Origin of the sequence: Leclercia sp. J807 (assembly GCF_009734465.1) — a bacterium.
Classification (GTDB): Bacteria; Pseudomonadota; Gammaproteobacteria; order Enterobacterales; family Enterobacteriaceae; genus Enterobacter.
Window position 1 is genome coordinate 3339129 of the sequence record NZ_CP046446.1, and the last position, 24888, is coordinate 3364016.

Genomic DNA, 24888 nt, shown 5'->3' on the forward strand with positions numbered 1-24888 from the left:
GCCTTTCTCCATACTTATTAGCGTTCATGGAACGCCTCCGCTCTGGCGCGCAGAATCGGTTTCAGCAGATAGGCCATCACCGTTTTCTTACCGGTAATAATATCCACCGACGCCACCATCCCCGGAATAATTAACAGCGGCTTTTCATCCGTGCCGAGATGGTTTTTATCGGTGCGCAGGCGAATCACGTAAAAACTCTTCCCATCTTTGTCGGTTACCGTGTCGGGGCTGATCTGCTCCAGCGTCCCTTTCAGACCGCCATAGATGGTGTAGTCGTAGGCAGTGAACTTCACCGTTGCTTCCTGGCCCGGACGTAAAAACGCAATGTCCTGCGGACGGATTTTGGCCTCCACCAGCAGCTTGTCGTCCAGCGGCACAATCTCCACCAGGTCTTTGCCCGGCTGGATCACCCCGCCGATGGTGTTGACCATCAGCTGCTGCACCACGCCGCGCACCGGGGAGGTGACCAGGGTACGGTTCACCCGGTCAGAAATCGCCTTGCCCGAGGCCTCTATCTTGCTGAGATCGGTTCGCGCCTCGTTGAGCTGCCCCAGCGCCTCGCTGCGATAACGCCCCCGCGTTTCGCTGACTTTGCTCTCAATCTCCTTGATGGCCGCTTCCGCCCGCGGGATGGCGAGTGTCACGGAGTCGAGCTGTCCCTGGGTTTCTACCACGCCACGACGCAGGCGGAGCACTTCGACTTTGGAGATCGCCCCTTTCGCCACCAGCGGTTCAGACATGGCGACCTCCTGCTGTTGCAGCCCCAGGCTACGACGGTACTGGCTGGCCTTGCCCTGGAAGTCGAGCAGCTCCTGCTTCTTCTGGATAAGCTGTTCGTTGAGCCCCGCCAGTTCGCTCTGAATGCGTTTGTTCACGCTGGCGAAAAGCTCCATCTCACCGCTGGCGATCTCCGGCGCCTGCTTCACAATTTCCGGCGCCAGGGTCAGGGTTGTGGCATCGTTCAGCTGCGCGGTCAGACGCTGGATACGCGCCTGCAGCGCCAGCCTGTCGGCCTCGCTCTCCCCGGCGTTGGAACGAAACTGGGTATCATCCAGACGCAGCAGCGGCGCGCCGGCTTTCACCACCTCGCCTTCATGCACAAAGACCTCGGCGACGATCCCCCCTTCGAGGTTCTGCACTTTCTGCAGACGGGACGAGGGGATCGCCCGCCCTTCCCCGCGCGTCACTTCGTCAATACTGGCCAGCGATGCCCAGAGGATCATGGCGATAAAAAAGGCGAAGATAGCCCACAGCGTGACGCGTACCACCCGGGGGGCATCATCCAGCAACGCTTTGTTGACCTCGTTGGTGGTAAACGGCGCGGGCTGTTTATCTCCTGACAGCCAGCTCATCAGGCGGCTAAGCATCTCAACGATTCGCATGAATTTGTCCCTTCTTCAGCGCACTCATGACGCTCTCTTTCGGGCCATCGGCAATGATTTTGCCGTTGTCGACAATAATCAGACGATCCACCAGCGTCAGCAGCGAGGCACGGTGGGTAACCATCAGCAGCGTTTTGTTGGCAATCACTGGCGCAAGCGCCTTTTTGATCAGATCTTCGCTGGTGTTATCCATCGAACTGGTGGGTTCGTCCATTAACAGCACCGGCGGGTCGAGCAGTAGCGCCCGCGCCAGGGCGACAGCCTGTCGCTGGCCGCCGGAAAGACTCATTCCCCGCTCACCCACCTGCATGTTGTAACCGGAGGGGTGACGACGGGCAAACTCGTGCACCCCGGTCAGGGTGGCCACCCGCAGCATGGTTTCGTCATCAACGTAGCTGGCGCCGTAAACCAGGTTCTCCCGCAGGGTGCCGCTGAACAGATGAATATCCTGTGGCGCGTAGCCGATATTGTGCCGCAAGTCGTGAACATCGATCTGACGGGCATCGATGCCGTCGATCAGGACATTCCCACTGTCCGGCTGGTAAAAGCCGACCAGCAGTTTCGCCAGCGAGCTTTTCCCGGACCCACTGCGGCCGATAATCCCCACTTTTTCCCCGGGCTGGATCGTCAGCGAGACGTTGCTGAGCGAGGCATACTGATTGCCAGGATAGATAAAGGTCACATCGCGCAGCTCAATGGCGCCGGAGAGGGTTTCCCGCTTCAACGGCACTTCGTCGTCCTGCACCTCCTGCTCAAGATCCATCATCCGGTCGATGGTGGCCTTGGTCATGCGCGCGCGCTGGTAGCGGGTAATCAAGCTGCACAGCTGGCCGATGGGCATCATGGCGCGACGGTGCAATAGATAGCAGGCAATCAGCCCGCCCATGCTCAGGTTGCCGCTGATAATGATGTAGACCCCGGCCACGATCAGGGCCACGCCGCTGAACTGCTGCAGCCAGGCAGTAAAGTTCACCGCCACATAGGAGAGCGACTTCACCCGCAGTTCCAGCTTGCTCAGCTGACCGGTGAGGTGCTCCCACTGATACTGACGCTCGCTCTGGGCGTTGTTGATTTTGATGGCATCGAGACCGGTGAGTGTCTCGACCAGCATCGCCTGGCGTTCGTTAGAGAGCTGATAGGTTTTCCTGACCCGCGACATCAGCGGGCGCTGGATCAACCAGTTCACCAGCAGCGCCAGCGGATAAGCGAGCAGCGGGATAAAGACCAGCGGGCCGCCGATGATGCCAATGACCAGCAGGATCAGCAGGGTAAAGGGCAGATCGATAAAGGCGGTCAGGGTCAACGACGACAGAAAATCACGAATCGACTGGAACTCCTGGAAATTCTGCGCAAAGCTGCCCACCCGCTGCGGGCGGAGCTTCATCTTCATCCCCAGCAGCCGCTCGAACAGCGCCGAGGAGACCACCAGGTCGGTTTTTTTGCCCGCCAGATCGAGGCAAATTCCCCGCAGGATCTTCAGCACAAAGTCGAACACAAAGGCAATGCTGATGCCAATCGCCAGCACCCACAGCGTGGCGGTGGCCTGATTAGGCACCACCCGGTCATAGACGTTCATCACAAACAGCGGGGCGCTGAGGGCCACCAGGTTGACGAGGAAACTGGCGACCACCGCATCCAGGTAAAGGGATTTCGACAGTTTGAGCGTATCCTGGAACCAGGCTTTGGTACGCGGCAGAGTGGCCGTCGGCTGGGCATCAAACTCATGCTCCGGAGAGATAAAAATCACCCGGCCGCTGTAATTCTCCGCCAGCGTCTCTGGCGACACGGTGATCTCACCGCCCTCCGTTTCGCTGGGCAGCAGCCGGGCGCGCTGCTGCGCATCCCAGCCAATCAGCACCGCGGCCTGATTGTTCTTCAGCAGGAGAATGGCAGGCAGAGAGAGCGCGGTGATGTTTTCAAGCCCACGCTGAACGACTCGCGCCTTGAGCCCGGCCCGTCCGGCGGCGCGGGGAAAGGTCTCTGTCGTCAGGGCGTGGGCTGCCAGCGGCAACCCCGCGGTCAGGACGTTGCGGCTGGTGACAATGTTATGCAATTTACAGACGATCATCAGCGCATCCAGCAGGGGATCGTCATGGCTTTGCCGCGGATCTTGCCTGCCCTGCGCCTGCGGGGCCATCTTGATGCGATCAGAGGAGTCAATATCAGGCGTCATTCTCTGCCTCAGTGTTCTGCGGACGGGAACCGCAGATAAAAAAGAGAGGGTTGTTGCCGTTATCTCTGCCAGCAACAACCCCGTCAGCCTCTCAGGGCGTCTTACTTTAATTCAGGCAGTTCTGCCTGGGAAGATTTCGCTTGCGCGAGCGGCTCCGCTGCCGTCGGCGGCTGAATATTCAGGCTCTTAAGCAGTTCGCCGGTACGGGCGCTGATGCGGTAGGTGGTAAACATGTCGACAAACTGCAGCTCGACGTAGCGGCGCTGGGCGCTGAACACCTCGTTTTCACTGTCCAGCATATCGAGCAAGGTCCGGTCGCCAAGGCTGAACTGCTCCTGGTAGGCGCTACGCACCTGCACGCTGCGATCGGCATACTCTTTGGCGATCGGCACCTGCTGCCCGGCGTTTTTCAGGGCGTTCCAGGCCAGACGCAGCTCTTCGTTCAGCTGACGCTGGGCGTTATTTTTCACATCCTGCGCCTCTTTCATTTTGTAGGCGTAAGAGGTGAGCGTCGCCTGGTCGCTGCCGCCGTTATAGAGGTTGTAACGCATGCGCAGCATCGCCTGCCACTCCTGGCTGTGGCCGCGGGTCCCATCGATGTTGTTATCCATGGTGCGCCCGACTTCGACATTCACATCCGGATAAAAGCGCGATTTTGCCGCCTCGTACTGCTGGCGGGTCGCTTCCACATCGGCATCGGCCTGTTTCAGCAGCGGATTGTTTGCCAGCATGACGGTCCGCGCGGCCTCCAGCGAGGCGGGTACCGCGATTTTGGCGGGCATGACGAGAGTGTCAGGCTCTTTGCCGGTGATACTCTGGTAGTTGGCGCGAGCGTCTTCGAGGTTAGTTTGCTCGGTCAGCAGGTTGTTGCGCGCCTGGGCCAGACGAGCCTGAGCCTGCTCAAAGTCTGCCTGACGCCCCACCCCCTGCTCGGTACGCAAGCGGATCTGATCGAATACGCGCTCGTGATTCTTCAGGTTATCTTCTGCCAGCGCCACCATCTTCTGGCGCATCAGTACATCGAGATAGCTCTGGATCGCCTGCAGGGCGGTGGATTCGCTGGTATTCATTACCGTCCAGGCGCGGGAGTTGACCGTCGCTTTCTGGCGGCCCACTTCGCTGGTGGTGGCAAAACCGTTGAAGACGTTCTGGCGCAGATTGATGGCGGACTCGCTGCGGTGCAAATCACGCAGATGATCGCCTGCCCCGCGCGTGCTGGCGTTATCGGTTTGCTCCCAGCCGGTACCGGCGGTGAGATCCAGGGTCGGGAGATAGCCACCCTTGGCGGCGCGGAGATCCTGATCGGCGGAATAGCGGCTGTTTACCGAGGCGTTAACTTCCGGATGCCATAACAGGCTCTCTTTCACGGCCTGTTCCAGGGTCGTGGCCTGGCTATATGTGGCGCTCAGCGCCAGGGTAGCCCCTATAACGAACTGACTATACTGTTTCATCTTATTTTTTTCCTTCATATCCCTTGATTATTGGTCAATATTCACCAGAGAAACCCCATCAGAGAGAGGGGAAAAATGTACCCTGCGATTTTGCGGACAGACGGGATCCCTCGTCTGTCCTGAATAATGTTTGCCGCGCAGTGCCAGACCAGCCCTGCGCGGCGCCAGTCAGGCGTGCTCTTCCGGTTTGGCGATCAGGCTGTCGAGCATCGTGTCGTTACCCGCGTCATACCCCTCCGTTCCGGCGATCTCACCGCCTTCAGCAGGGACATGCTCGACCTCCGCCGGGCCCTCCGCCGTGTCGCTCTGCGGCCCCGCCTGGATCAGCGTGCTGAGATCGTTATGCTCTTCATCATGAATGAGATCGCTAAAGTTCAGCTGCTCCTCCTGATCCGTGCTCTGGAGCGTGAGGTTCTCGCTCTGCGCATTATCGACCGTTGGCGTGCCGTTGTTATCCACACTGCTGGTATTGAGCATCAGGTTGTCGTCATCGATTAACGATGCGGCGTGATCCCCGTTCGCCAGAGTGTGGTCGGCGTCATGCTCATCAGCCGTCAGGCTGCTCGTCTGCTTGTGATTCTCTTCACTGTCGCTTTCAACATGATTCTCCTCAACGCTGTGGTCAGCCATCAGAGGGTGATCGTCAACGTTATCATCGGCGTGCTCTTCTCCGCCGTGGCTTTCGCTGACAAACATTCCGCCCTCTTTCCCGTCAACGGTGAAGTCGGTTTCGTGTTGATCGAAGGCGGTAGAGTCCACTTTCAGCCCGATCTCCCCGAAATCGCTCTGACCGTCCGGCAGCTCAACACTCACCTGGCCGTTGAAGTGCGAGGTGTCGTTGTCAAAGGTCAGGGTGTAGCTCTTCTCTTCGGCGTTGTAACTGACGCTCGCATAGTTGCCGGTAAAGGTCGCGTTTTCCGGGATACCGCTCAGGGTGATGCTGTTAAGGTGATCGCTGCTGTCTGAGCTTTCGAGATTGACATCCAGATTCAGCGTCACCGTATAGCTGACGGTGGTATTGCCGCCGTGCGTGGAGGAAGGTCCGTCACCAAAAACAACGCCTTCGATGCCGTTGGCATTCTGGAACGGTGACTTCCCGGTCTCGTTATCAACCACATGCAGGTTATCTATATCGTTGTTTTTACCATTCTGTGGATGGTCGACACCGGTAACGGTGTAGTCAGCCTCATTCCCCTGAACAAAGATATAGTCCTTACCCACGCTGCTCTGAGGTAAGCCCTGGTTGCCAGTGATGCCGTTGAGCGGTCGGAATTCATAGCGATCCTGCGGCCAGTCACCCTGCTGGTAATAGCCACCCGTATGGTCACCGACCACAAAGATATCGGTGTAGGTCTTGTCGCCGTTATTGGCGTTGGCGTTACCCTGACTGTTGTAGTAGTGGATCTGATCCGGGCTGTCGGCCTTCGGCACGAAGTCGCCCTGGATCTTGCCGTCCGGGCTATCCGGAGTCAGCCAGACATGTACGTTGCTGCCGATCGCCACAATCACGCCGTTCTGGATGTCGTAACCGTTAGGATCGCCGCTGCCGCCATTAACGTGGATGATCTGGTCATCTGTCGTCTCGGTCGTCTTACTGCCTGGAGTGACGGTAACGGTTAGTTTGACGTCGGCGTCGGAATCAGCATCTGCATCAGCGTCAGAATCTGCATCGGCATCGGCATCGGCATCGGCATCGGCATCGGCATCGGCATCGGCATCGGCATCTGCATCTGCATCCGCATCCGCATCAGCGTCAGCATCGGCGTCGGCGTCGGCGTCGGCATCAGCGTCAGAATCCGCATCAGAATCCGCATCGGTATCAGCGTCCGCATCGGCATCAGCGTCCGCATCAGCGTCGGCGTCGGCGTCCGCATCTGCATCGGCATCGGCATCAGCATCGGAATCCGCATCGGCGTCTGCGTCTGCGTCTGCATCAGAATCAGAATCGGCATCAGCATCTGCATCGGCATCGGCATCGGCGTCCGCATCCGCATCCGCGTCAGCATCGGCATCAGAGTCCGCATCGGTATCAGCGTCCGCATCAGCATCGGCATCAGCATCAGCATCAGCATCGGCATCGGCATCTGCGTCGGCGTCCGCATCTGCATCTGCGTCTGCATCTGCGTCCGCGTCCGCATCGGAATCCGCATCGGAATCGGAATCGGCATCCGCGTCGGCATCAGAGTCCGCATCTGCGTCGGCGTCGGCGTCCGCATCTGCATCCGCGTCGGCATCGGCATCCGCATCGGCGTCCGCATCCGCATCCGCATCCGCATCAGCATCAGCATCGGCATCGGCGTCCGCGTCGGAGTCAGAATCCGCATCTGCATCTGCATCGGCATCAGCGTCGGCATCCGCATCCGCATCCGCATCCGCATCCGCATCCGCATCAGCGTCGGCGTCGGCGTCCGCATCGGCGTCCGCATCGGCATCAGCGTCGGCGTCCGCATCGGCATCAGCGTCCGCATCGGCATCGGCGTCCGCATCCGCATCAGCATCAGCGTCTGCGTCTGCGTCTGCATCAGAATCAGAATCGGCATCAGCATCGGCGTCGGCGTCCGCGTCCGCGTCGGAGTCAGAATCCGCATCGGCATCCGCATCGGCATCGGCATCGGCATCGGCATCGGCATCCGCGTCGGCATCAGAGTCCGCATCTGCGTCGGCGTCGGCGTCGGCGTCCGCATCTGCATCCGCATCGGCGTCCGCGTCCGCATCGGAATCAGAATCGGCATCCGCATCGGAATCGGCATCCGCATCGGAATCGGCATCCGCATCGGAATCGGCGTCCGCATCGGCATCGGCGTCCGCATCCGCATCGGCGTCCGCATCCGCATCGGAGTCAGAATCCGCATCGGCATCCGCATCGGCATCGGCATCGGCATCGGCATCGGCATCGGCATCCGCGTCGGCATCAGAGTCCGCATCTGCGTCGGCGTCGGCATCCGCATCCGCATCCGCATCAGCGTCAGCATCTGCATCTGCATCAGAATCGGCGTCGGCATCTGCGTCCGCATCGGCATCGGCATCGGCATCGGCATCAGAATCCGCATCGGCGTCTGCATCCGCATCAGAATCGGAATCGGCATCCGCATCAGCGTCGGCGTCCGCGTCGGCATCAGAATCCGCATCGGCGTCTGCGTCTGCGTCTGCATCAGAATCAGAATCAGCATCTGCATCGGCATCGGCGTCCGCATCCGCGTCGGCATCCGCATCCGCATCCGCATCCGCATCCGCATCCGCATCCGCATCCGCATCCGCATCAGCATCAGCATCGGAATCCGCATCCGCATCCGCATCAGCATCAGCATCGGAATCCGCATCGGCATCTGCGTCGGCATCAGTGTCGGCGTCGGCGTCCGCATCTGCATCTGCATCTGCATCTGCATCTGCATCGGCATCGGCATCGGCATCAGCATCGGAATCCGCATCGGCGTCTGCATCTGCGTCCGCGTCCGCATCGGAATCAGAATCGGCGTCTGCATCAGCATCGGCATCCGCATCGGAATCAGAATCAGCGTCCGCATCTGCGTCAGCGTCAGAATCGGCATCAGCGTCTGCATCCGCATCCGCATCCGAATCCGAATCAGCGTCAGCATCGGCGTCGGCATCAGCATCGGAATCCGCATCAGCATCCGCATCCGCATCTGCGTCCGCATCGGCATCGGCATCGGCATCGGCATCTGCATCCGAATCAGCGTCAGCGTCAGCATCGGCGTCGGCATCAGAATCGGCATCCGCATCGGCATCCGCATCGGCGTCTGCATCTGCGTCCGCATCGGAATCAGAATCGGCGTCTGCATCAGCATCGGCATCCGCATCGGAATCAGCGTCCGCATCTGCGTCAGCGTCTGCATCCGCATCCGCATCAGCGTCGGCGTCGGCATCGGCATCTGCATCTGCATCTGCATCTGCATCTGCATCCGAATCAGCGTCAGAATCGGAATCCGCATCTGCATCAGAATCGGCGTCGGCATCTGCGTCAGAGTCAGAGTCAGAGTCAGAGTCAGAGTCAGCATCCGCATCCGCATCGGCATCAGCATCCGCATCGGTATCAGCGTCTGCATCGGCATCAGCGTCCGCATCCGCATCAGCGTCGGCATCGGCATCGGCATCGGCATCGGCATCCGCATCGGCGTCTGCATCCGCATCTGCATCAGAATCGGCATCTGCATCGGCATCTGCATCGGCGTCTGCGTCTGCATCGGCGTCTGCGTCTGCATCAGCATCGGAATCTGCATCCGCATCCGCATCCGCATCCGCATCAGCATCCGCGTCGGCATCGGCATCTGCATCGGCATCAGAATCGGAATCCGCATCCGCATCCGCATCCGCATCCGCATCCGCATCAGCGTCAGCATCGGCATCTGCATCGGCATCAGAGTCCGCATCGGCGTCGGCATCTGCATCGGCATCAGAATCCGCATCTGCATCGGCATCAGAATCCGCATCTGCATCTGCGTCGGAATCCGCATCCGCATCCGCATCGGCGTCCGCGTCGGCATCGGCATCAGCATCGGCGTCAGCATCAGCATCAGCATCTGCATCGGCATCGGCATCGGCGTCCGCGTCGGAGTCAGAATCCGCATCTGCATCAGAATCAGAATCGGCATCAGCATCTGCATCAGCATCAGAATCTGCATCGGCATCGGAATCCGCATCCGCATCTGCATCCGCGTCGGAATCCGCATCGGCATCGGCATCAGAATCGGAATCCGCATCTGCATCAGAATCGGCATCTGCATCAGAATCGGCATCGGAATCGGAATCAGAATCGGCATCAGCGTCGGCATCCGCATCAGCATCAGCATCAGCATCAGCATCGGCATCAGAGTCCGCATCGGCGTCTGCATCAGAATCGGAATCCGCATCTGCATCTGCATCAGAATCGGCGTCGGCATCTGCATCCGCGTCGGCATCAGCGTCCGCATCCGCATCTGAATCATCAATATCGAGCAGCGTTAATTCTTCCGGGGGCTCATCATCGGGGAAATCCAGACCGATCGTTGGGTAACCCGCAGTGGGATCAACAATTTCGCCGGTAAGATCGAGCACGACGTGGGTATGTGACCCGCCGCCGCTGCCGCCTGGCTCGCCGCCAGAATTACCGGATTGCGGACCAGCTGCTGTCGCTTCCAGGGTTTGCGTCGGGTCCTGCCCGTCGGCAATAGCCTGCTGGATGGCTGCCACGTCCTGCTGCTGGGTCGCTGTGGCCTCTGCCACTATGTGCCCTGAGCTGTCCCACTGACTGTCACGCCCCAGATCCAGTTGTTTGCCATCCGGCAAAGATAAGGTAATTGCGCCAGCCGCTCCCGTCTGGACTTGTTCTCCTTCGAGAACGCGGTCGCCTTCGGTCAGCAAACGCTTACTGCCGTCAGGGCTGACGGCAAATACCTGCCCGATTACTGCTTTGACAATCCCGGATACGCCACTCATATATTGTCTCCCTCAATCTTTTTCTTGCCCAATTCATCCATTTGTCAGGCTTAGAATGCTAAAAGAGTATTTAATCTGTATTAGTAATATGCTGTGCAACTATGACTACAATACGCCTTTATGCACCAGATTTATTGATGCAGATACGGATCAGGGCGCTATATTAATAGATGCCATGAATAAACAGGAAACTAAAAAGATCTGTACTATCAAAATAGGGAGCCAGGGAAATATCCCCCTATTAATTGTTGATTAATCCCGGTACGCAAAAGAGGCTAAATAAGCCCCTCGTCCTCATCCGCGATTAACCCTTCCAGACCACTCAGCGAGCGACGCGCCTGCGCACGGCTGGTGAGTTTGGCCTGTGCGGCAGGCGGCAGGTCAGTAATGGTGATAACCCCTTTACTCATCAGAACCTCGATCAGATCCTCAAGCACACGCACCATCTCAAGGTCGCTTTGCCGCAGCTGGTACAGCGTGGCTTCGCGGATCTCACGCTGGCGCAACCACTCGTTAATCTCGGGCGTACAGAGATCGTGCTGTTCTGTCATTGCGGAAAAAGGTGTCAATTCCACCCGAATTATTCGTCTTTCCGTATCGCGTTCTACGTAATACATATTCAGCCTCTGTATAACCTGTGAGGTTAATTTCCACCCAGCGTACTGGCATCAGCAAAATAGCGCCCCATTGCGCCATACAGCCCCATTTTTTCGAGGATCGCCAGTTCACCTGCCGTTTCCACTCGCTCAGCAATTAAAGGAAGATTTATCTGACGGGCGGCCCAGTAAATAGCCTCAATAAACAGTTTTTTATCGTCCTCGCTGTCTATATCGCGAATATAACTGCCATCAACCTTAATCCAGGCCAGACCCCATTGCGGCAAATTGCCGATAAGGTGGAAGCGTCCGCCAAAGTGCTGGATCCCCAGACGACACCCCAACGCCTTCAGGCGGCTGACCAGAACATTCACCCGCTCGACATCGGGCAGCTCATTCTCATCCAGCTCAAACGTCAGCCAGGTTGCCAGCTGCGGCGCGCTTTTCAGCGGCTGCAGCAGAGCATTCAGGCTCTGGTCATCCGCGACGCTGGCCCCGCTGATGCTCAGCGCCAGCGGACGCGGTGATTTTGCCAGCTCACTTAGGGTCTGCTGGAGCATCACAATGTCCATGCGGCGGCTGAGATTGAGCCGGTGGATCCACGGCATAAAGCGCCCCGCAGGCACCAGCTCGCCCTCCGGGGTTTTAATCCGCGCGAGGATCTTATGATGCAGCACCTCACGCGCGTTGTTGCAGGCGTAGACCGGCTGCGAGAAGAGCGCGAAGGCGCCGCTCGTCAGCACCGCGTCCAGACGGGTGTACCAGCTGTGATGATCGTCTTCGCTCTCGGTGGCCGATGCGGTATCGGGCGTTGCAAAGATGCGCATTTCGGTTTCGGCTCTCGCCAGCGCCTGGTCCGCCTGGGCCAGTACTGCCTGGGGCGTATCGCCTGGGTTAAAGGGCACCATGGCAAAATGCGCCACCGGCGTTACGTCGCTCATGCCCATCTCAGACAGCGCCTTCAGCTGGGTGCTGAGGGTGTTGCGCAGATTATCAAGGTCCTGGCCCAGGATCTGCGGGGCGATAATGGCAAACTCCCCGCCGCGTACGCGGGCTAAAAAACCCTCGTTGTGGAAATAGTTGCGCTGCAGACCGCTCAGGATATCCGCCACGGCCACCAGCAATTGATCGGATTTCGCCCCACCCAGACGCTGGTTAAGCCCCATCAGATCTTGCACCCGCAGCAGCATCATATGGCCAGCGGCGTTCTCTTCATCGCTCAGGCGTGACTGGAGCTGCATATCAAACGCCCGGCGGTTGCTCAGACCGGTCAGGCTGTCGTGATAGGCCTCCTGACGCAGCGCTTCGGTACGCCGGGCCTGCTCGCTGAATAACACCTTGAGCTGCGTCACCATCATGTTGGTGGCGTCCACCACCCGGCGCAGTTCAGGCGTTTTCGGCAGCGCCTGTATGTTGAGAAACTCGCGGCGGCAGATGGCCATCGCCTGCCCGGCAATATAGTTAAGCGGACGCAGAATGCGGTTCAACATCAGGGTAGCCGCCAGCACAAACAGCAGGCTACAGCCGATCAGCCACAAAAAGCTGGCCACGATACTGTTCCACAGGCGGGCCAGGGCGAACATCGGATGGCTGACCACTTCGACCCGGGCGACCTGCGTCCAGCCCCGCATCACAATGGCATCCCCTTCGCCGGGGCTGAGGTTCACCAGCCGCACAAACCACTGCGGTACGCGGGTGCTCTGCGGCACGTCGCTGCGCTCGATAATCGGTTTATTGGTTTTAATATCGATCACGCGAATGCGATAGAAATAGCCGCTGTCGAAGATGGAGTTCACCATCAGTTCGGTCATGGTCGGATCGTCGATATGGGTGGTCAGCGACACTCCCAGTGCCGTCGCCGCGTCCTGCGCGTGGGCGCTAAGCTGATTGCGGTACTGCTCCCGTGAGCTTTCCAGGGTAACGAAAAAGTTGCCGCAGAAAATGACGAGCGTAAATAAACAGATGCCAATCAGTAGCTGTTTATAAAGAGACATGGCCCTATCCTATTCATTAATTACAAATCCTTCTGCACGCATACGGGTGAGAAGATCCTGCCAGCGGGAGAGCCGTTTGCTGTCGCCCACGCGTTTGTTGCCGCCGGACTGCGGCAGCCATAGCCCTTCGCCGTTAAACGCGTAGACCGGAAGCAGGTCGGTACGCTGTGTAGCAGGCAAGATGGCGGTTTTCAGGTTATCCAGAACCAGTGGGATCGCCGTGGGGGTGGAATACCATGTCACCACCATGTGCGCCTGATTCAGTTCGAGTGCTTTAACATAGGTAATACGTAACTGGTTCGCCGGCACGCCCATTTCGCGCAGGGTGAAATATTTCGCCAGCGCAAAGTCCTCGCAGTCCCCTGCCCCCTGACGTAAAAACTCAATTGGCGTTGCCCAGTAATCCTGCTGCTTCCAGACGACGATATCATCGCGAAACGCCATGCGGGCGTTAAAAAACTGGTTAACCCGGTTTAACGTGTCATGGATCGTGCCCTGCGACGGCTGTTTAAGCAACGCGGCCCACTCATCAATCCGCTGCCGGGCGGCGGGGGTAGCCGGGCCATAGAGCCGTTCGGTACGGGTGCTGATGGCGCTGAAATCCCACCCGGCGCCGAGCCCGGGAGAGATAACCAGCAGGAGCACCAGCCAGAGCGACAGCCAGCGTCGGCAGCTCGCCAGAAGAGAAGAAGGAAGCCGCATGGCGTTAACTTACTTCTCGCCTGACCGGACCAGCCAGCGCTTACGGTACGCGACATAGCCGGAAAGGTAGTGCTCAACGTCGTCGATTCGCACACGATAGCTGTGGTGACGAATAAAAAAGCTGCCGACGATGCTTGGCGGGTTTTTAAAGAACATCGCCAGTTCCGGCCAGAAAAAGCCGTTTGCCAGATAGCGGGCGCGGCTCTCCAGCGCCTGGTTGAACACCGTCATGTCGAAGCCCGCCAGCAGATGTTTATGGGGCGATGCCTCAAGCCGCGCGATCATCCGTGAGGCCGCCATCATTAACTCAAGCAGCGTAGGATAAGTGGTGACGCGGTTCTGAACGAAGTCGAGATGATCGCGCACGTTATCCAGCCCAAACTGGTAATAGCGCTCCAGCGGCCGATAGATCGTCAGCTCGTTGACGCAGTAGCTGAGCCAGTGATCGTGCGCCTGCCAGTGCTTCTGGTCGATAAAGTGCTCCATCGCCCGTTCGACCATTGCCAGCCAGCGCGGCGCCTTCGTCAGTCCGTAGAGACGCATCAGCGCAAAGGCGGCTTCCCCGTCGTAATAGATAATGCGGTGCGCCGCCTTCAGGGACAGATCGCCTGCATTCAGCACATGGACAAAACCGCCCGTCTGCGGATCCTGCATAAAGCCGATCCCGTTCGCCAACCGCGCCATCGGTTCCAGATATCGCTCATCGCCGGTCAGCTCGCTGTATTTCGCCATCGCCAGAATACACACCGCATTGCCGCCAAGCTTGATCTCATCCCCGGTATCGACCAGGAAATCGGCGTCGCTGCCATCCGGCAGCCTGTAAGTACGGATAAAGCTGGCGCAGAGGTCGTTGAGCGCCCGCTCGATTGCCGCGAACTGTTCAGGCTGCTGCGTCACTTCCCAGCCTTCGAGCAGTGCATAGGTGGAGCTGGCGTGGCGCAAGGCGTTATAAGTGGGAATCGCGCGGTCGAAACAGGGGAACCAGCCGTACTGATAGCGCCCGGTGGGGGTAATCTGCCGGGCAAGGTAGTCGGTGGCGGAGGCGATCATCGGCTCAAGCGCTGTCGCCTGCCAGTCGGGTAGCTGGCGGTAGCCGCTGTTACGTCCGGTCGATTCGATGGGCAGCAGCTGCTCGCCGTCGCAAAAGAGCGCCCGGGTGGTGAAGCGCCAGAGCGTCTGGTCAGGCTGCTCCGGCCAGCTCAGCACGGCGCCGAAGCGGCGGCGGGAGAAATGGGCCAGATTAGTGGCATTGGGCGTGGCAACGCCGTGATCGCCGTGATAGAGCAGCGCGTTGGCCGCGATCTCCTGCTCCAGCATGGCGTAGCGAAACGCCGGATCCAGGCTGATGCCAAAGCGAAAATAGTTGCGTTTGGTTTTGGCTAAGCGGGCTTGCAGGTTATCCCAGCGCAGAGCCTGCACCTGATCCACAAGGTCAACGCGCAGCCAGCAAACTTCCGTCCCACTCTTTTGCTGCCACTGCAGCAGCGCCTGTACACCCTGCTGCCAGGCGTGATCGAAGGTGTCGCCACAGCCCTGCACAACATGCGCACGGCTTTGGCCATCGGAAGCACTAAAAAAGATCGCCCAGGTGGGGCAGATCGGTGGTTTGGGCGCGACGTCCAGCAATTCCATCGCCGGGCGGATTTGCGCCAGTAATTGGCTGAGCGGCATTTTTACTCCTGATAACGCCTGAGGAAACCCTGTCAGAATAATCCTAACCAGATAATACCATTATGTATGACAAGTTGTGTATTCTGTATGTCTATTGTTTCTTCCGGGGCGGTGGTGTGAGTCGATGTTTCGCGGTATGGATCCTGCTGCTAATCAGCGTTTTCGCTTACGCTGAGACGCCGCTGCTGTGGAACCAGCCGGCCTCCCGACAGCACTGCCCGACCGGCGACGATGCCGTGTGGGTACACTACCCTGAAGGCAACGCCTGTATGCGCTATTTCAGCGCAGGCAATCTGCAGGCCGCCCCGCTGGCGGTGGTGATGCTGAAAGGCGACCGCGTCTCGCAGATAAAGCGCCCACCCGCCACCATCCCGGGGAATACCGCCGCCGACCAACGCCGTCAGGCCCGGGCCATCCTACGCCAGACCGGGTTGCCGACCATCATTCTCGCCCGCCCCGGCACCTACGGTTCCAGCGGTAACCATTACCACCGTCGTCAGGCGGAAGAGTTTCAGGCTATCGATGCCGCCCTCAATGCTATCAAGGCCCGCTATGGTATTCAGCGCTTTATTCTCAGCGGACACAGCGGAGGTGCCACCGCCGCCTCGGCGCTGTTGACTACCGGCCGCCGGGACATCGACTGCGCGGTGCTGAGCTCCGGTGCCTGGGGGCTGCTGGAGCGGGCGCAGCGCATGCGCCTGCAAAACGGTAACGCTCTGGCACCGGCACTGGATACCACCGGACTGCCGCACCCGTGGGATCCCCTCAACCACATCAGCGGGATCGCCGCCGATCCCTTCCGGTTGATCCTGGTGATCGGCAACCCGCAGGATCGCAATACGCCGTTCGATCTGCAGGCGCGATTCGCGGATGCGCTGCGGGAACATGGCCACCGGGTAGAACTGCTCGAACGCCCCGCCAGACCGCCGGAATATCATGATTTGACGGGTAATGCGGCAATCAACGCCATTCGCCTTTGTCCGCTACGCGGATAAGCCCAAAAAAGCAGGAATAAAAATATGAGCCAGAAACCGCCCCGCCAGCCACGCGCTGAGACGCAAGCACCGGGATGGACCGCTGCCGAACTCGAAAAACTACCCGGTAGCATCTGGCACAATCGCCCGGATGCAGGCTGGTGCGCCACTGACATTGTCCTTTTTCATGATAAGGCGCAGCCTGGCCATCACTGCCTCTTTGTCGCCATCGATCCCGACACCTGGCGTAAGGGCTCCGGCAACACCGGTATTTACGCTGGCTGGGATGATACTCATCTTTCGCTTTCCCGCCACGCCTCTCGCTACTGCGGGGCCATCGTCCAGCGCAAGGTTGACGGTCTGCCTCCGGACTTTCCTCAGCTGGTGGTGGGCAACAGCTATCAGGCCCTGCTTTGGCTTGCAGAAGAAGCCCGGCGGCGGCTGGACGGCAAGCTGGTGGCGATCACCGGTACGGTAGGCAAAACCTCGACCAAAGAGATGCTGAACAGCATTCTGGCAAACCACATGTCGGTAGTGGCGAGCCGCGGGAACCACAACACCCGCACAGGTGCCTCCATCACGCTGGCGCGTGCAGTCTGCAATCCGCAGGCGGTGGTAATGGAAGTGGCGATCTCTGCTCTGTGGATGCGCAACGGTGGGATCGGCCCGCGCATTAAGCCGCATATCGTCATTATCACCGAAATCGGCATCACCCAGGTGGGCAGGAGGGTGACCTCTCTCGATGATGTGGCCCGCTTTAAAGCGCGCATCAGTCACGGTCTTATTCCGGGTGGCTACGCCATTTTAAACCGTGATATGGCCGGATATAACACTGTGGCTGCCAGCGTTACCCGCGACGGTGCCCGCATCATCAGCTACGGGTTTGATGCCAACGCCGACGTGCGAATCACGGCATTTACCCAGGATGCCAACGGCAGCCTGATCACACTCAACCTCCACCAGCAGAGCCTGAGTTACCGGCTGGCCGTGCCGGGCAAAGGCGCCGCGCTTAACTCGGTGGCCTCGCTTATCGCCGCCGACCTGCTTGGAGTGAGCCTGGCGGAGATCGTTACCAGCCTTGAAGCCTGGCGCAGCGATGGTCAGCACATGGGCATTACCGCGCTGCCGCTGCAGGGCGGCGGGGCTGTCACTCTGATTGATGACAGCTATAACGCCGAATACCTGTCGATGCTCAACGCGTTTGAGGTGGCCGCCCAGCGTGCGCAGGAAGACGGTGGCCGGGTGATCGCCCTGCTGGGGCGGATCATCAACCTTGGGGATCAGTCCGCCGCCATCCACCGCTCACTGGCGCAGCCCCTGCTGGCGGCCAGCTGCCAGCAGGCATTTCTGCACGGTGACGAGATGCGTACCCTGCACGACGCCCTGCCGGAAGAGGTTCGCGGCGGCCATTTCAGCACCGCAGAGGCGCTGGTGGAGGCCGCTGCGCCGACGTTGCGCGACGGTGATATCGTGCTGGTCAAAGGGAGCGTGCGTAATTCCGACTTCAGGCGGGTTGTCGGCCTGTTGAAGCGCCGACTTACCGCGTCGCCAGCCCTGGCAAAAGGGCAAACCGCCCGTCTGCTGATGAATCTTACCACTGGCGAAACCCGGCTGTCTGAGCAGGGCGACAGCGCATTTGCCCCCACGTACTTGAGCCAGCTGCTGCTGGCCGTCTGCCTGGCAGAACGTCTGCTGGCGAAAAAAATAACCCTTGAGACGCCTGTTGAGATGCACGGCATCGCCGCCCATGTTCTGCAGGGCAATCCGGCTCTTGGCCTGCAACGGGGGAACACTGCAACCGTGAAATCGCTGGTGCAGGGGATGCTCATCCACAACGCCTGCGACGCCGCCATTCATCTGGCGGAAATGCTGGCAGGCAGCAGCGCGGAGGCGTTGAAGGCGCTGCGCAGCCTTGTTGACCAGCTGGAGATGCGCCACACCCATATCAATAACGTCTCCGGTCGTCCCCGCCCCGGCCAGCGCACCACGCTTACGGATATCGCCAGGCTGATACACCATTTCCAGCTGCGCTACCCGCACTGGCTTACGTGGCTGGGTGAGCACGAGGCGGCTATAGGCGAGCGGGTGTACCGTAAAAGCGGCAACCTGCACAGCAACGGCAGCGCATGGGGACAATTCTGCGCCGGACGCTGGGGCGTTGCGCTGCAGTGGATCGCAGGCGAACTCTGGCTGGCCTGCGCTGCCGGGGCGGATGATGCCTTTCATCTCGACTATCTGCTGGATGGGCTCCTGGCCGGAGTGGATGGCGCAGAGCCCGCACCGGCGCCCGTCGAACGGCACATCGACAAACCTGTGGCGACCCTCACCTTGTTGGGCGATACCTATTTTGGCGAGTGGTATACCCGCAAGCGCCAGGCGCGGGGTTTGGATGATGCCCTGCAACGTTACGGCTACGATCACAGCTTTCTGGGCATCGCCCCCCTGCTGCGCGGTAGCGACTTCACTCTTGCCAACTTTGAGGCGGCCCTCGCCACCGATCTGCGCACCAGTCTGGAAGGCCGAAAGCCGTTCTGCCTGACCGGGGATCCGGTCGCCTCGGTTACCGCCCTGCGTAAACAGGGTATCGACGCGGTGGCCCTTGGCAATAATCACGCCATGGATGCCGGACTCCCGGGGCTGGAGAGCACCCTGGCGGCGTTTAGCGGCGGCGGCATTGCCTGCATCGGCGCCGGACGCAATGCGCAGCAGGCCCACGCTCCGCTGGTGCTGACGGTGGGCGGCAGGCAGTACAAGATTTTCAGCGCCTACTGGTACCGGCGCTACATGGAGCAGGATTGCGCCTTTTACGCCCGCCCACGTCGGGCAGGGGTCGCCTGCCTGAGCGGCGGCCTGGCTGAACAGCTGCGTCTGGAGAAAGCACGCCCCCGGCCAGCCACCACTATCGTGCTCGCTCACTGGGGGCTAGATTACCAAGGGACAACGGCGGGACAGCGGGCGCTGGCGCAGCGTCTCTGCGAGGCCGGAGCCGACCTGATTATCGGCTCCGGGCCGCACATGGCTGGCGAGGCGGTACGACTGGGCGAAAGTCTGGTGGTCTACAGCATCGGCAACGGGGTGTTTAACAGTAACGGTGAATACCAGTCGCGCGGCGTGCCGCCGTATGGTTTTATCGTCCGCCTGCTGCTCGGCACCCCGCAACCGCAGATCGCGCTTCTGCCGATCCTGACCGACAATAAACAGACCTTCTGGCAACCCCGCCCGGTGACCGGGGCGGAATTTGCGGATCTGATCGCGCAGCTGACCGCGCAGGGTATGCCTATTACCCGGGAAGAGGCGTCCGATGCGGGCTGGCGCGCCGTCAGTGAGGAGGGTGAATGCAGGCTGATCATGCCGCTGGCTCAGCTGGCCGGGAGGTAAGCAGAATTTTTAAGCGATACAACTACCTGAATTAAAATTCCCGATTACATTTAAAAGACGTCACTCCGCTGTGCGACAGAGTCAGGACAAACTGATGAGCGTGCCACTGCAAAAAATGCCCCGCTGCGGGGTGGTGTTGTTAACGCTGCTTCTGAGCGTAAGCGGTTGTGCTAGCCATGATAAGAATCCCAGCCGGGCGCGCGTAGCGCCGAAATATGTTCGCCCTGCGCCTGTGCAGCCCGCGTATAGCGCACCTGAATCGTTCCTGAACACGCCAGAAGCGCCCTCTGCGCCGCCCGTAAAAGTAAAAAAACGGCCTCAGGTTAAAGCCGCAGAACCGCCCGCGCCCCGGGTCGTGCCGGTGCTGGATAACTCGTTGCCGGAGCAGATCTGGCAACCTGCGATCACCCGTCAGACCAGCCTGGAGCTGAAATCATGACGGAACGCGCTCTCGGTGAACTGGAAAACCGGGCCGATATTAAGCGCCCTGCGCTGCCGCTGTGGCAAAACGCGGTGGTTATTCTCCTCACCCTCACCTACCTTATCTGCGAGCTGGCCTTTAACTCGCGCCTGCTCGATCTGGTGGGAAGTCTCTCTACCCCCGACGATATCCACAATATGGAGCGCTATGGTCGGGCCCTAACCGCCATCGCCGCCGCGCTGCTGGCATTCCAGCTGGTGCTGGCGTGCAACGCCTGGCTGAAAAAACGCGACATTGCGTTTCCCGCTCCCTGGGTGGCAGGCATGGTGTTCTCGCTCTGTCTGCTCACCGGCGTGGTGACATGGCAAACGGTAGAGTGGGTTATTGAGCGCCAGGTTGCCCAAAGCACCGGCGAGTTTCGCCAGAAGTCGATGCTGGCGCAGCTCTATCAGCAGTCTTTAATTGACGGGCACCAGACGCTGGCGGGGATCCCGCTTGATGACGATGGCAGTCAGCGCGAAACCTGGACCAGTCCATCCGGAAAAGCGTTTCTGGCGATGCTGCCGCTACTTATGAGTTCGGTCAGCCGCTATCACGAACTGCTTGAGCGAGAGGCGGCACAAAACCTGCGCGACAGCATCAGCGTTCAGGAGGGCGGGCTCCTCGGCTATTACAAACTCTGGCTGGCCGCGCGCGCGGACATTTATCAGGACTATCTCGGCTATAACAGCGATACCCGGAAAAATGGGCTTTATCATGGGGTGACAATCCCGGCCCGCCTCGACTGGGAGACATTTTTCATGCTAGAACCGGTACAGAAGAGGCTGCGGGAAAAGCTGGCCCTGCCGCTGCAAACCCGGGTGCAGCCTGAATATCCGAAAGAGGACGCCCTGAAACAGTTCGCCCTGGCGCTGCAGGCTCCCCATCTTGACTACGTACTGCAACAGCAACTCCCCCGCCTGCAGGCTGCGCTGACCAGCTACGGTGCAGGCGGAGCAAATGAAAAACGGGGCGAGGATGCGGCGCGGGCGGTGATTGTGCCTCCCATTGCGCTGATGTTCTCCCTGCTCGGCGCCCTCACTCACCTGGCAAAACTGCTCTATCTGCTGCTTCTCCCGTTAAGTGCCGCCCTGCTCTCTGTCACCTCCTGGCGGCCCGTTCGCCTGCTCAACCGCCATCCGCTGATCTTCCCGGTGTTATTAATCTGCCTGCTGCTCGGCCTGTGCAGCGTGACGAACAACAGCATTACGGCTTCTCCGGCCTATCAGTCGCTGCGGCACGCATTGCAGGGAGCGGAAGTGACGATCACCGATACCCCCGCATCCCTGAGCGGCGGCACGCTGTTGCGGGTGATCCATACGGTCAGCATCGGGCAGAGTTACAGCTATCCGTTAAATCACGCCTTACGCCAGAACGTGCTGCTCGGCTTTGATTTTGGATATGAAAGACCTCATGAATAGCCTCTTAATGCGGATAAAAATAGCCTCCTGTTTTAGCGATTTTACCGGTTATTTTTTGCTCGAAAGTAGTGTTAGCAGTTAAGATATAACAGTGCTACATTACGCCGCCCAACGCCAACTGCTGTTTTTTCAGACTCCGGGCATGTACGGTTTCAGCCATGAACCAATACGATTACCGCGGGTCTTATTAACATTCCGGCGTAGCGCCAGTCTGGGGCTACCAACATACTCTTCACAAAGGTCGTTTTATCTTGTCTCAATGCAAATTCACGCGCACGCTTCTGCATCCGCGTTACTGGTTTACGTGGTTTGGTCTGGGCGTCCTGTGGCTGCTCGTGCAATTACCTTATCCGGCGCTGCGCTGGCTGGGTGCCGGTCTTGGAAGCCTCTCGCGTCGTTTTCTGAAGCGTCGTGAATCTATCGCGCGCAGAAACCTCGAACTCTGTTTTCCGGCACTCTCCCCTGCAGAGCGCGATCATCTCATTAATGAAAATTTTAAATCTATCGGCATGGCGTTGCTGGAAACGGGGATGGCCTGGTTCTGGCCGGACTCGCGGGTACGTAAGTGGTTTGACGTTGAAGGCCTGGAAAATTTGCAGCGCGCGCAGGCAAAAAACTGCGGAGTGATGGTGATCGGCGTTCACTTTACGTCGCTGGAGCTGGGTGGCCGGGTGATGGGGTTGTGCCAGCCGATGATGGCTACTTATCGTCCACATAATAGCGCCCTGATGGAGTGGGTGCAGACGTGCGGGCGCATGCGTTCAAATAAGGCGATGATCAGCCGCAATAATTTACGTGGGCTGGTTAGCGCCCTGAAAAAAGGCGAAGCGGTCTGGTTTGCTCCGGACCAGGACTATGGTCGCAATGGCAGCAGCTTCGCCCCCTTCTTCGCGGTAAAGGAGGTGGCCACCACTAACGGCACATTTGTGATTCACCGTCTTTCAAAGTCGGTGATGCTGACGGTTACCATGGTGAGAAAAGACGATAAAAGCGGTTATCGCCTGTTTATCATGCCGGAGATGGAGAACTATCCCCAGGAAGAGGCTGCCGCCGCGGCTTACATCAACAGGGTGATCGAGAGCGAGATCATGCGTGCGCCGGAACAGTATTTATGGGTGCATCGCCGTTTTAAAACGCGCCCTGTAGGACACGCTTCCCTCTATCTTTGACCCCGTCGAAGGTTAGTTTCTTTTAGAAACTAACCTTTTTAATCACCTGTAATCACTCATGTTTATCGTTAGCAGGCTATCTTGCTGAAGGACAATTTATTACCTGCCGAAATTAAACTGTCGCCGTTCCACGACACTCGTAAGTCGTGGAAATTATTTAGAAAAATGCCTCTTGTCACTCCCGAAATTTAAGCGTACATTAGCGCCGTCTGGCTACCTGAAAGCACAGAATTCTGAGCTGGAGTCGTCGCTGAAACGGGATAATTCTCATTTCGGCCCTGGACTGACTTCACCTCTCTATACTCAGTTGGACTCTGTTTTTTATTGCGTATCACGAAATACGCGGAGCGATGAACGTGAAATATTTCTTTATGGGTTTTTCAGTGATTTTGTTCGCATGGGTCGGTACGTTTGCCCTGATGATGAACTGAGCAAAGAAAATGTAGTCAAAAAAACAGGCGCCCAAGGCGCCTGTTTTTTTTGGGGTTACTGACCCGCCTGCTCTGGCGTGGTCTTTGTTACCTGGGGCAACAGTCCGTCGGCGCGGAACATGCTTTTAATGCCCCTCACCGCCTGACGGATACGATCGCTGTTCTCAATCAGCGCGAAACGCACGTGCGTATCGCCGTAGTCGCCAAAGCCAATCCCCGGGGAGACGCACACTTTCGCATCCTGCAGGAGTTTTTTGGCAAACTCCAGCGACCCCATCGCGGCGTAGGCCTCCGGGATCTTCGCCCAGACGTACATTGAAGCTTTCGGCATCTCCACCATCCAGCCCGCCTCATGCAGCCCTTTGACCAGCACATCGCGACGGCGTTTGTACTGGGCGGCAATCTCCTTCACGCACTGCTGATCGCCTTCCAGCGCAGCAATGGCCGCTACCTGCAGCGGGGTAAAGGTGCCGTAGTCGTGGTAGCTTTTGATACGTGCCAGCGCGTTTACCAGCGTCTTGTTGCCGACCATAAAGCCGATACGCCAGCCCGCCATGTTGTAGCTTTTCGACAGGGTGAAAAACTCCACCGCAACGTCCCGCGCGCCGGGTACCTGCATGATCGACGGCGCTTTCCAGCCGTCATACACAATGTCGGCGTAGGCCAGGTCATGCACCACCAGCACGTCGTAGCGCTTCGCCAGGGCCACCACTTTCTCAAAGAAGTCGAGTTCCACGCACTGGGCGGTCGGGTTGGAAGGAAAACCGAGGATCATCATCTTCGGCTTCGGATAGCTTTCCCGGATGGCGCGTTCCAGCTCGTTAAAAAAGTCGACGCCTTCTACCAGCGGCACAGAGCGCACCTGCGCACCGGCAATGACCGCACCGTAAATATGGATCGGGTAGCTGGGGTTCGGCACCAGCACCGTGTCGCCATGGTCCAGCGTCGCCAGCATCAGATGCGCCAGCCCCTCTTTTGAACCGATGGTGACAATGGCTTCGCTTTCAGGGTCGATCTCCACCTGATAGCGTTCCTGATACCAGCGCGAAATGGCGCGGCGTAAACGCGGAATCCCTTTAGAGGTTGAGTAACCATGCGTGTCCGGGCGCTGGGCGACGGTGCAGAGTTTTTCCACGATATGGGGCGGCGTAGCGCCGTCCGGATTACCCATACTGAAATCGATAATGTCTTCGCCGCGCCGACGCGCAGCCATTTTCAATTCAGCAGTAATGTTAAACACATACGGGGGAAGACGATCGATACGCGAAAAACGGCGTTCAGGACTGGAGTCAGCCATAAATTCCTCAGATTACGTTAGCGCCCGGACCGTCCGAGCGACGTCGCCACGGATGTGGCGTGCTTAGAAAATAACCTGAAAAAATTCGCCTTGTCGAGGGGGAAGAAATAAAAAAAAGCGTAGCGCTAAAACAGGAACACTGCTCAAGCAAAAACCGGAAGTAAAAGTGAAAAGAGGCATCATGAATGTTACTTTGTTAACATTTTAATATCATTACAGTTACGACTTCCGGGTGGCTTTTTAGCTTTTCTGCTCGCTTATGAGACCTTAGATACAATCCCCTTTGATTAACGTGGTTTATCCCCATTTTATAAAAGAGCGGGATGGCTGGTCATTGAGCGTCAGGTTTTTTATCA

15 protein-coding genes are annotated in these 24888 nt (G+C 58.7%); 6 read left to right on the plus strand and 9 right to left on the minus strand.

Features of this window, described 5'->3' with window-relative positions:
- Positions 1 to 17: 17 nt before the first annotated feature.
- The 8 genes from GNG26_RS15930 to GNG26_RS15965 form a co-directional block, all read right to left on the minus strand.
- The gene (locus GNG26_RS15930; RefSeq protein WP_156239457.1) at positions 18 to 1382 is read right to left on the minus strand and encodes an HlyD family type I secretion periplasmic adaptor subunit; all 1365 of its coding nucleotides are present in this window, start codon (positions 1380 to 1382) and stop codon (positions 18 to 20) included.
- Positions 1369 to 3519, minus strand: coding sequence for a type I secretion system permease/ATPase (locus GNG26_RS15935; RefSeq protein ID WP_231604343.1), 2151 nt, complete (start codon positions 3517 to 3519; stop codon positions 1369 to 1371). Before GNG26_RS15935 ends, GNG26_RS15930 begins: the two co-directional genes overlap by 14 nt.
- Before the next feature lie 137 nt (positions 3520 to 3656).
- Positions 3657 to 5006 carry a TolC family outer membrane protein gene (locus GNG26_RS15940; protein ID WP_156239461.1) on the minus strand — a complete coding sequence of 450 codons (1350 nt, stop codon included), beginning with the start codon at positions 5004 to 5006 and terminating at the stop codon, positions 3657 to 3659.
- Positions 5007 to 5174: 168 nt separating this feature from the next.
- Positions 5175 to 10439 carry a hypothetical protein gene (locus tag GNG26_RS22540; RefSeq protein ID WP_197080104.1) on the minus strand — a complete coding sequence of 1755 codons (5265 nt, stop codon included), beginning with the start codon at positions 10437 to 10439 and terminating at the stop codon, positions 5175 to 5177.
- Positions 10440 to 10714: 275 nt separating this feature from the next.
- Positions 10715 to 11014 carry a tryptophan synthase subunit beta gene (locus GNG26_RS15950; protein ID WP_370463867.1) on the minus strand — a complete coding sequence of 100 codons (300 nt, stop codon included), beginning with the start codon at positions 11012 to 11014 and terminating at the stop codon, positions 10715 to 10717.
- A 68-nt stretch (positions 11015 to 11082) separates the two neighbouring features.
- Complete coding sequence (gene lapD, locus GNG26_RS15955) at positions 11083 to 13029, minus strand: cyclic di-GMP receptor LapD (protein ID WP_103824703.1); 1947 nt, start codon at positions 13027 to 13029, stop codon at positions 11083 to 11085.
- Positions 13030 to 13038: 9 nt separating this feature from the next.
- Positions 13039 to 13731: a cysteine protease LapG gene (gene lapG, locus GNG26_RS15960; protein WP_156239465.1), complete on the minus strand. Its 693-nt coding sequence runs from the start codon at positions 13729 to 13731 to the stop codon at positions 13039 to 13041.
- A gap of 9 nt (positions 13732 to 13740) precedes the next feature.
- Positions 13741 to 15402 carry a Mur ligase gene (locus GNG26_RS15965; RefSeq protein ID WP_156239467.1) on the minus strand — a complete coding sequence of 554 codons (1662 nt, stop codon included), beginning with the start codon at positions 15400 to 15402 and terminating at the stop codon, positions 13741 to 13743.
- A 116-nt stretch (positions 15403 to 15518) separates the two neighbouring features.
- Between GNG26_RS15965 and GNG26_RS15970 the strand changes: the two genes are divergently transcribed.
- The 6 genes from GNG26_RS15970 to ypdK all read left to right on the plus strand — a co-directional run bounded on the left by GNG26_RS15970 (position 15519) and on the right by ypdK (position 23235).
- Entirely contained in the window at positions 15519 to 16397 is an 879-nt protein-coding gene (locus GNG26_RS15970; RefSeq protein WP_156239469.1) for a S9 family peptidase, read from the plus strand.
- Positions 16398 to 16421: 24 nt separating this feature from the next.
- Positions 16422 to 19754 carry a CapA family protein gene (locus GNG26_RS15975; protein ID WP_156239471.1) on the plus strand — a complete coding sequence of 1111 codons (3333 nt, stop codon included), beginning with the start codon at positions 16422 to 16424 and terminating at the stop codon, positions 19752 to 19754.
- A gap of 94 nt (positions 19755 to 19848) precedes the next feature.
- Positions 19849 to 20193, plus strand: a complete 345-nt coding sequence (locus GNG26_RS15980; RefSeq protein WP_156239472.1) for a hypothetical protein — start codon at positions 19849 to 19851, stop codon at positions 20191 to 20193.
- Positions 20190 to 21635: a hypothetical protein gene (locus GNG26_RS15985; RefSeq protein ID WP_156239474.1), complete on the plus strand. Its 1446-nt coding sequence runs from the start codon at positions 20190 to 20192 to the stop codon at positions 21633 to 21635. The genes GNG26_RS15980 and GNG26_RS15985 overlap by 4 nt, the downstream gene beginning before the upstream one ends.
- A 248-nt stretch (positions 21636 to 21883) precedes the next feature.
- Positions 21884 to 22804 (plus strand): kdo(2)-lipid IV(A) palmitoleoyltransferase, encoded by a 921-nt coding sequence (gene lpxP, locus GNG26_RS15990; protein ID WP_156239476.1) that lies wholly within the window; start codon positions 21884 to 21886, stop codon positions 22802 to 22804.
- A 350-nt stretch (positions 22805 to 23154) separates the two neighbouring features.
- On the plus strand, positions 23155 to 23235 hold the full coding sequence (ypdK, locus tag GNG26_RS22850) for a membrane protein YpdK (RefSeq protein WP_197080173.1): 81 nt from the start codon (positions 23155 to 23157) through the stop codon (positions 23233 to 23235).
- Between the two features lie 55 nt (positions 23236 to 23290).
- Here the strand turns inward: ypdK and alaC are convergent, their stop codons facing one another.
- On the minus strand, positions 23291 to 24532 hold the full coding sequence (gene alaC, locus GNG26_RS16000; protein WP_103824696.1) for an alanine transaminase: 1242 nt from the start codon (positions 24530 to 24532) through the stop codon (positions 23291 to 23293).
- Between the last annotated feature and the right edge of the window lie 356 nt (positions 24533 to 24888).

What these genes read in the sequence shown, in the direction of transcription:
- GNG26_RS15930 (WP_156239457.1), bottom strand. Translation starts at nt 1,382, where the DNA reads ATGCGAATCGTTGAGATGCTTAGCCGCCTGATGAGCTGGCTGTCAGGA.
- GNG26_RS15935 (WP_231604343.1), bottom strand. Translation starts at nt 3,519, where the DNA reads ATGGCCCCGCAGGCGCAGGGCAGGCAAGATCCGCGGCAAAGCCATGAC.
- GNG26_RS15940 (WP_156239461.1), bottom strand. Translation starts at nt 5,006, where the DNA reads ATGAAACAGTATAGTCAGTTCGTTATAGGGGCTACCCTGGCGCTGAGC.
- GNG26_RS22540 (WP_197080104.1), bottom strand. Translation starts at nt 10,439, where the DNA reads ATGAGTGGCGTATCCGGGATTGTCAAAGCAGTAATCGGGCAGGTATTT.
- lapD (WP_103824703.1), bottom strand. Translation starts at nt 13,029, where the DNA reads ATGTCTCTTTATAAACAGCTACTGATTGGCATCTGTTTATTTACGCTC.
- lapG (WP_156239465.1), bottom strand. Translation starts at nt 13,731, where the DNA reads ATGCGGCTTCCTTCTTCTCTTCTGGCGAGCTGCCGACGCTGGCTGTCG.
- GNG26_RS15965 (WP_156239467.1), bottom strand. Translation starts at nt 15,402, where the DNA reads ATGCCGCTCAGCCAATTACTGGCGCAAATCCGCCCGGCGATGGAATTG.
- GNG26_RS15975 (WP_156239471.1), top strand. Translation starts at nt 16,422, where the DNA reads ATGAGCCAGAAACCGCCCCGCCAGCCACGCGCTGAGACGCAAGCACCG.
- GNG26_RS15980 (WP_156239472.1), top strand. Translation starts at nt 19,849, where the DNA reads ATGAGCGTGCCACTGCAAAAAATGCCCCGCTGCGGGGTGGTGTTGTTA.
- GNG26_RS15985 (WP_156239474.1), top strand. Translation starts at nt 20,190, where the DNA reads ATGACGGAACGCGCTCTCGGTGAACTGGAAAACCGGGCCGATATTAAG.
- ypdK (WP_197080173.1), top strand. Translation starts at nt 23,155, where the DNA reads ATGAACGTGAAATATTTCTTTATGGGTTTTTCAGTGATTTTGTTCGCA.
- alaC (WP_103824696.1), bottom strand. Translation starts at nt 24,532, where the DNA reads ATGGCTGACTCCAGTCCTGAACGCCGTTTTTCGCGTATCGATCGTCTT.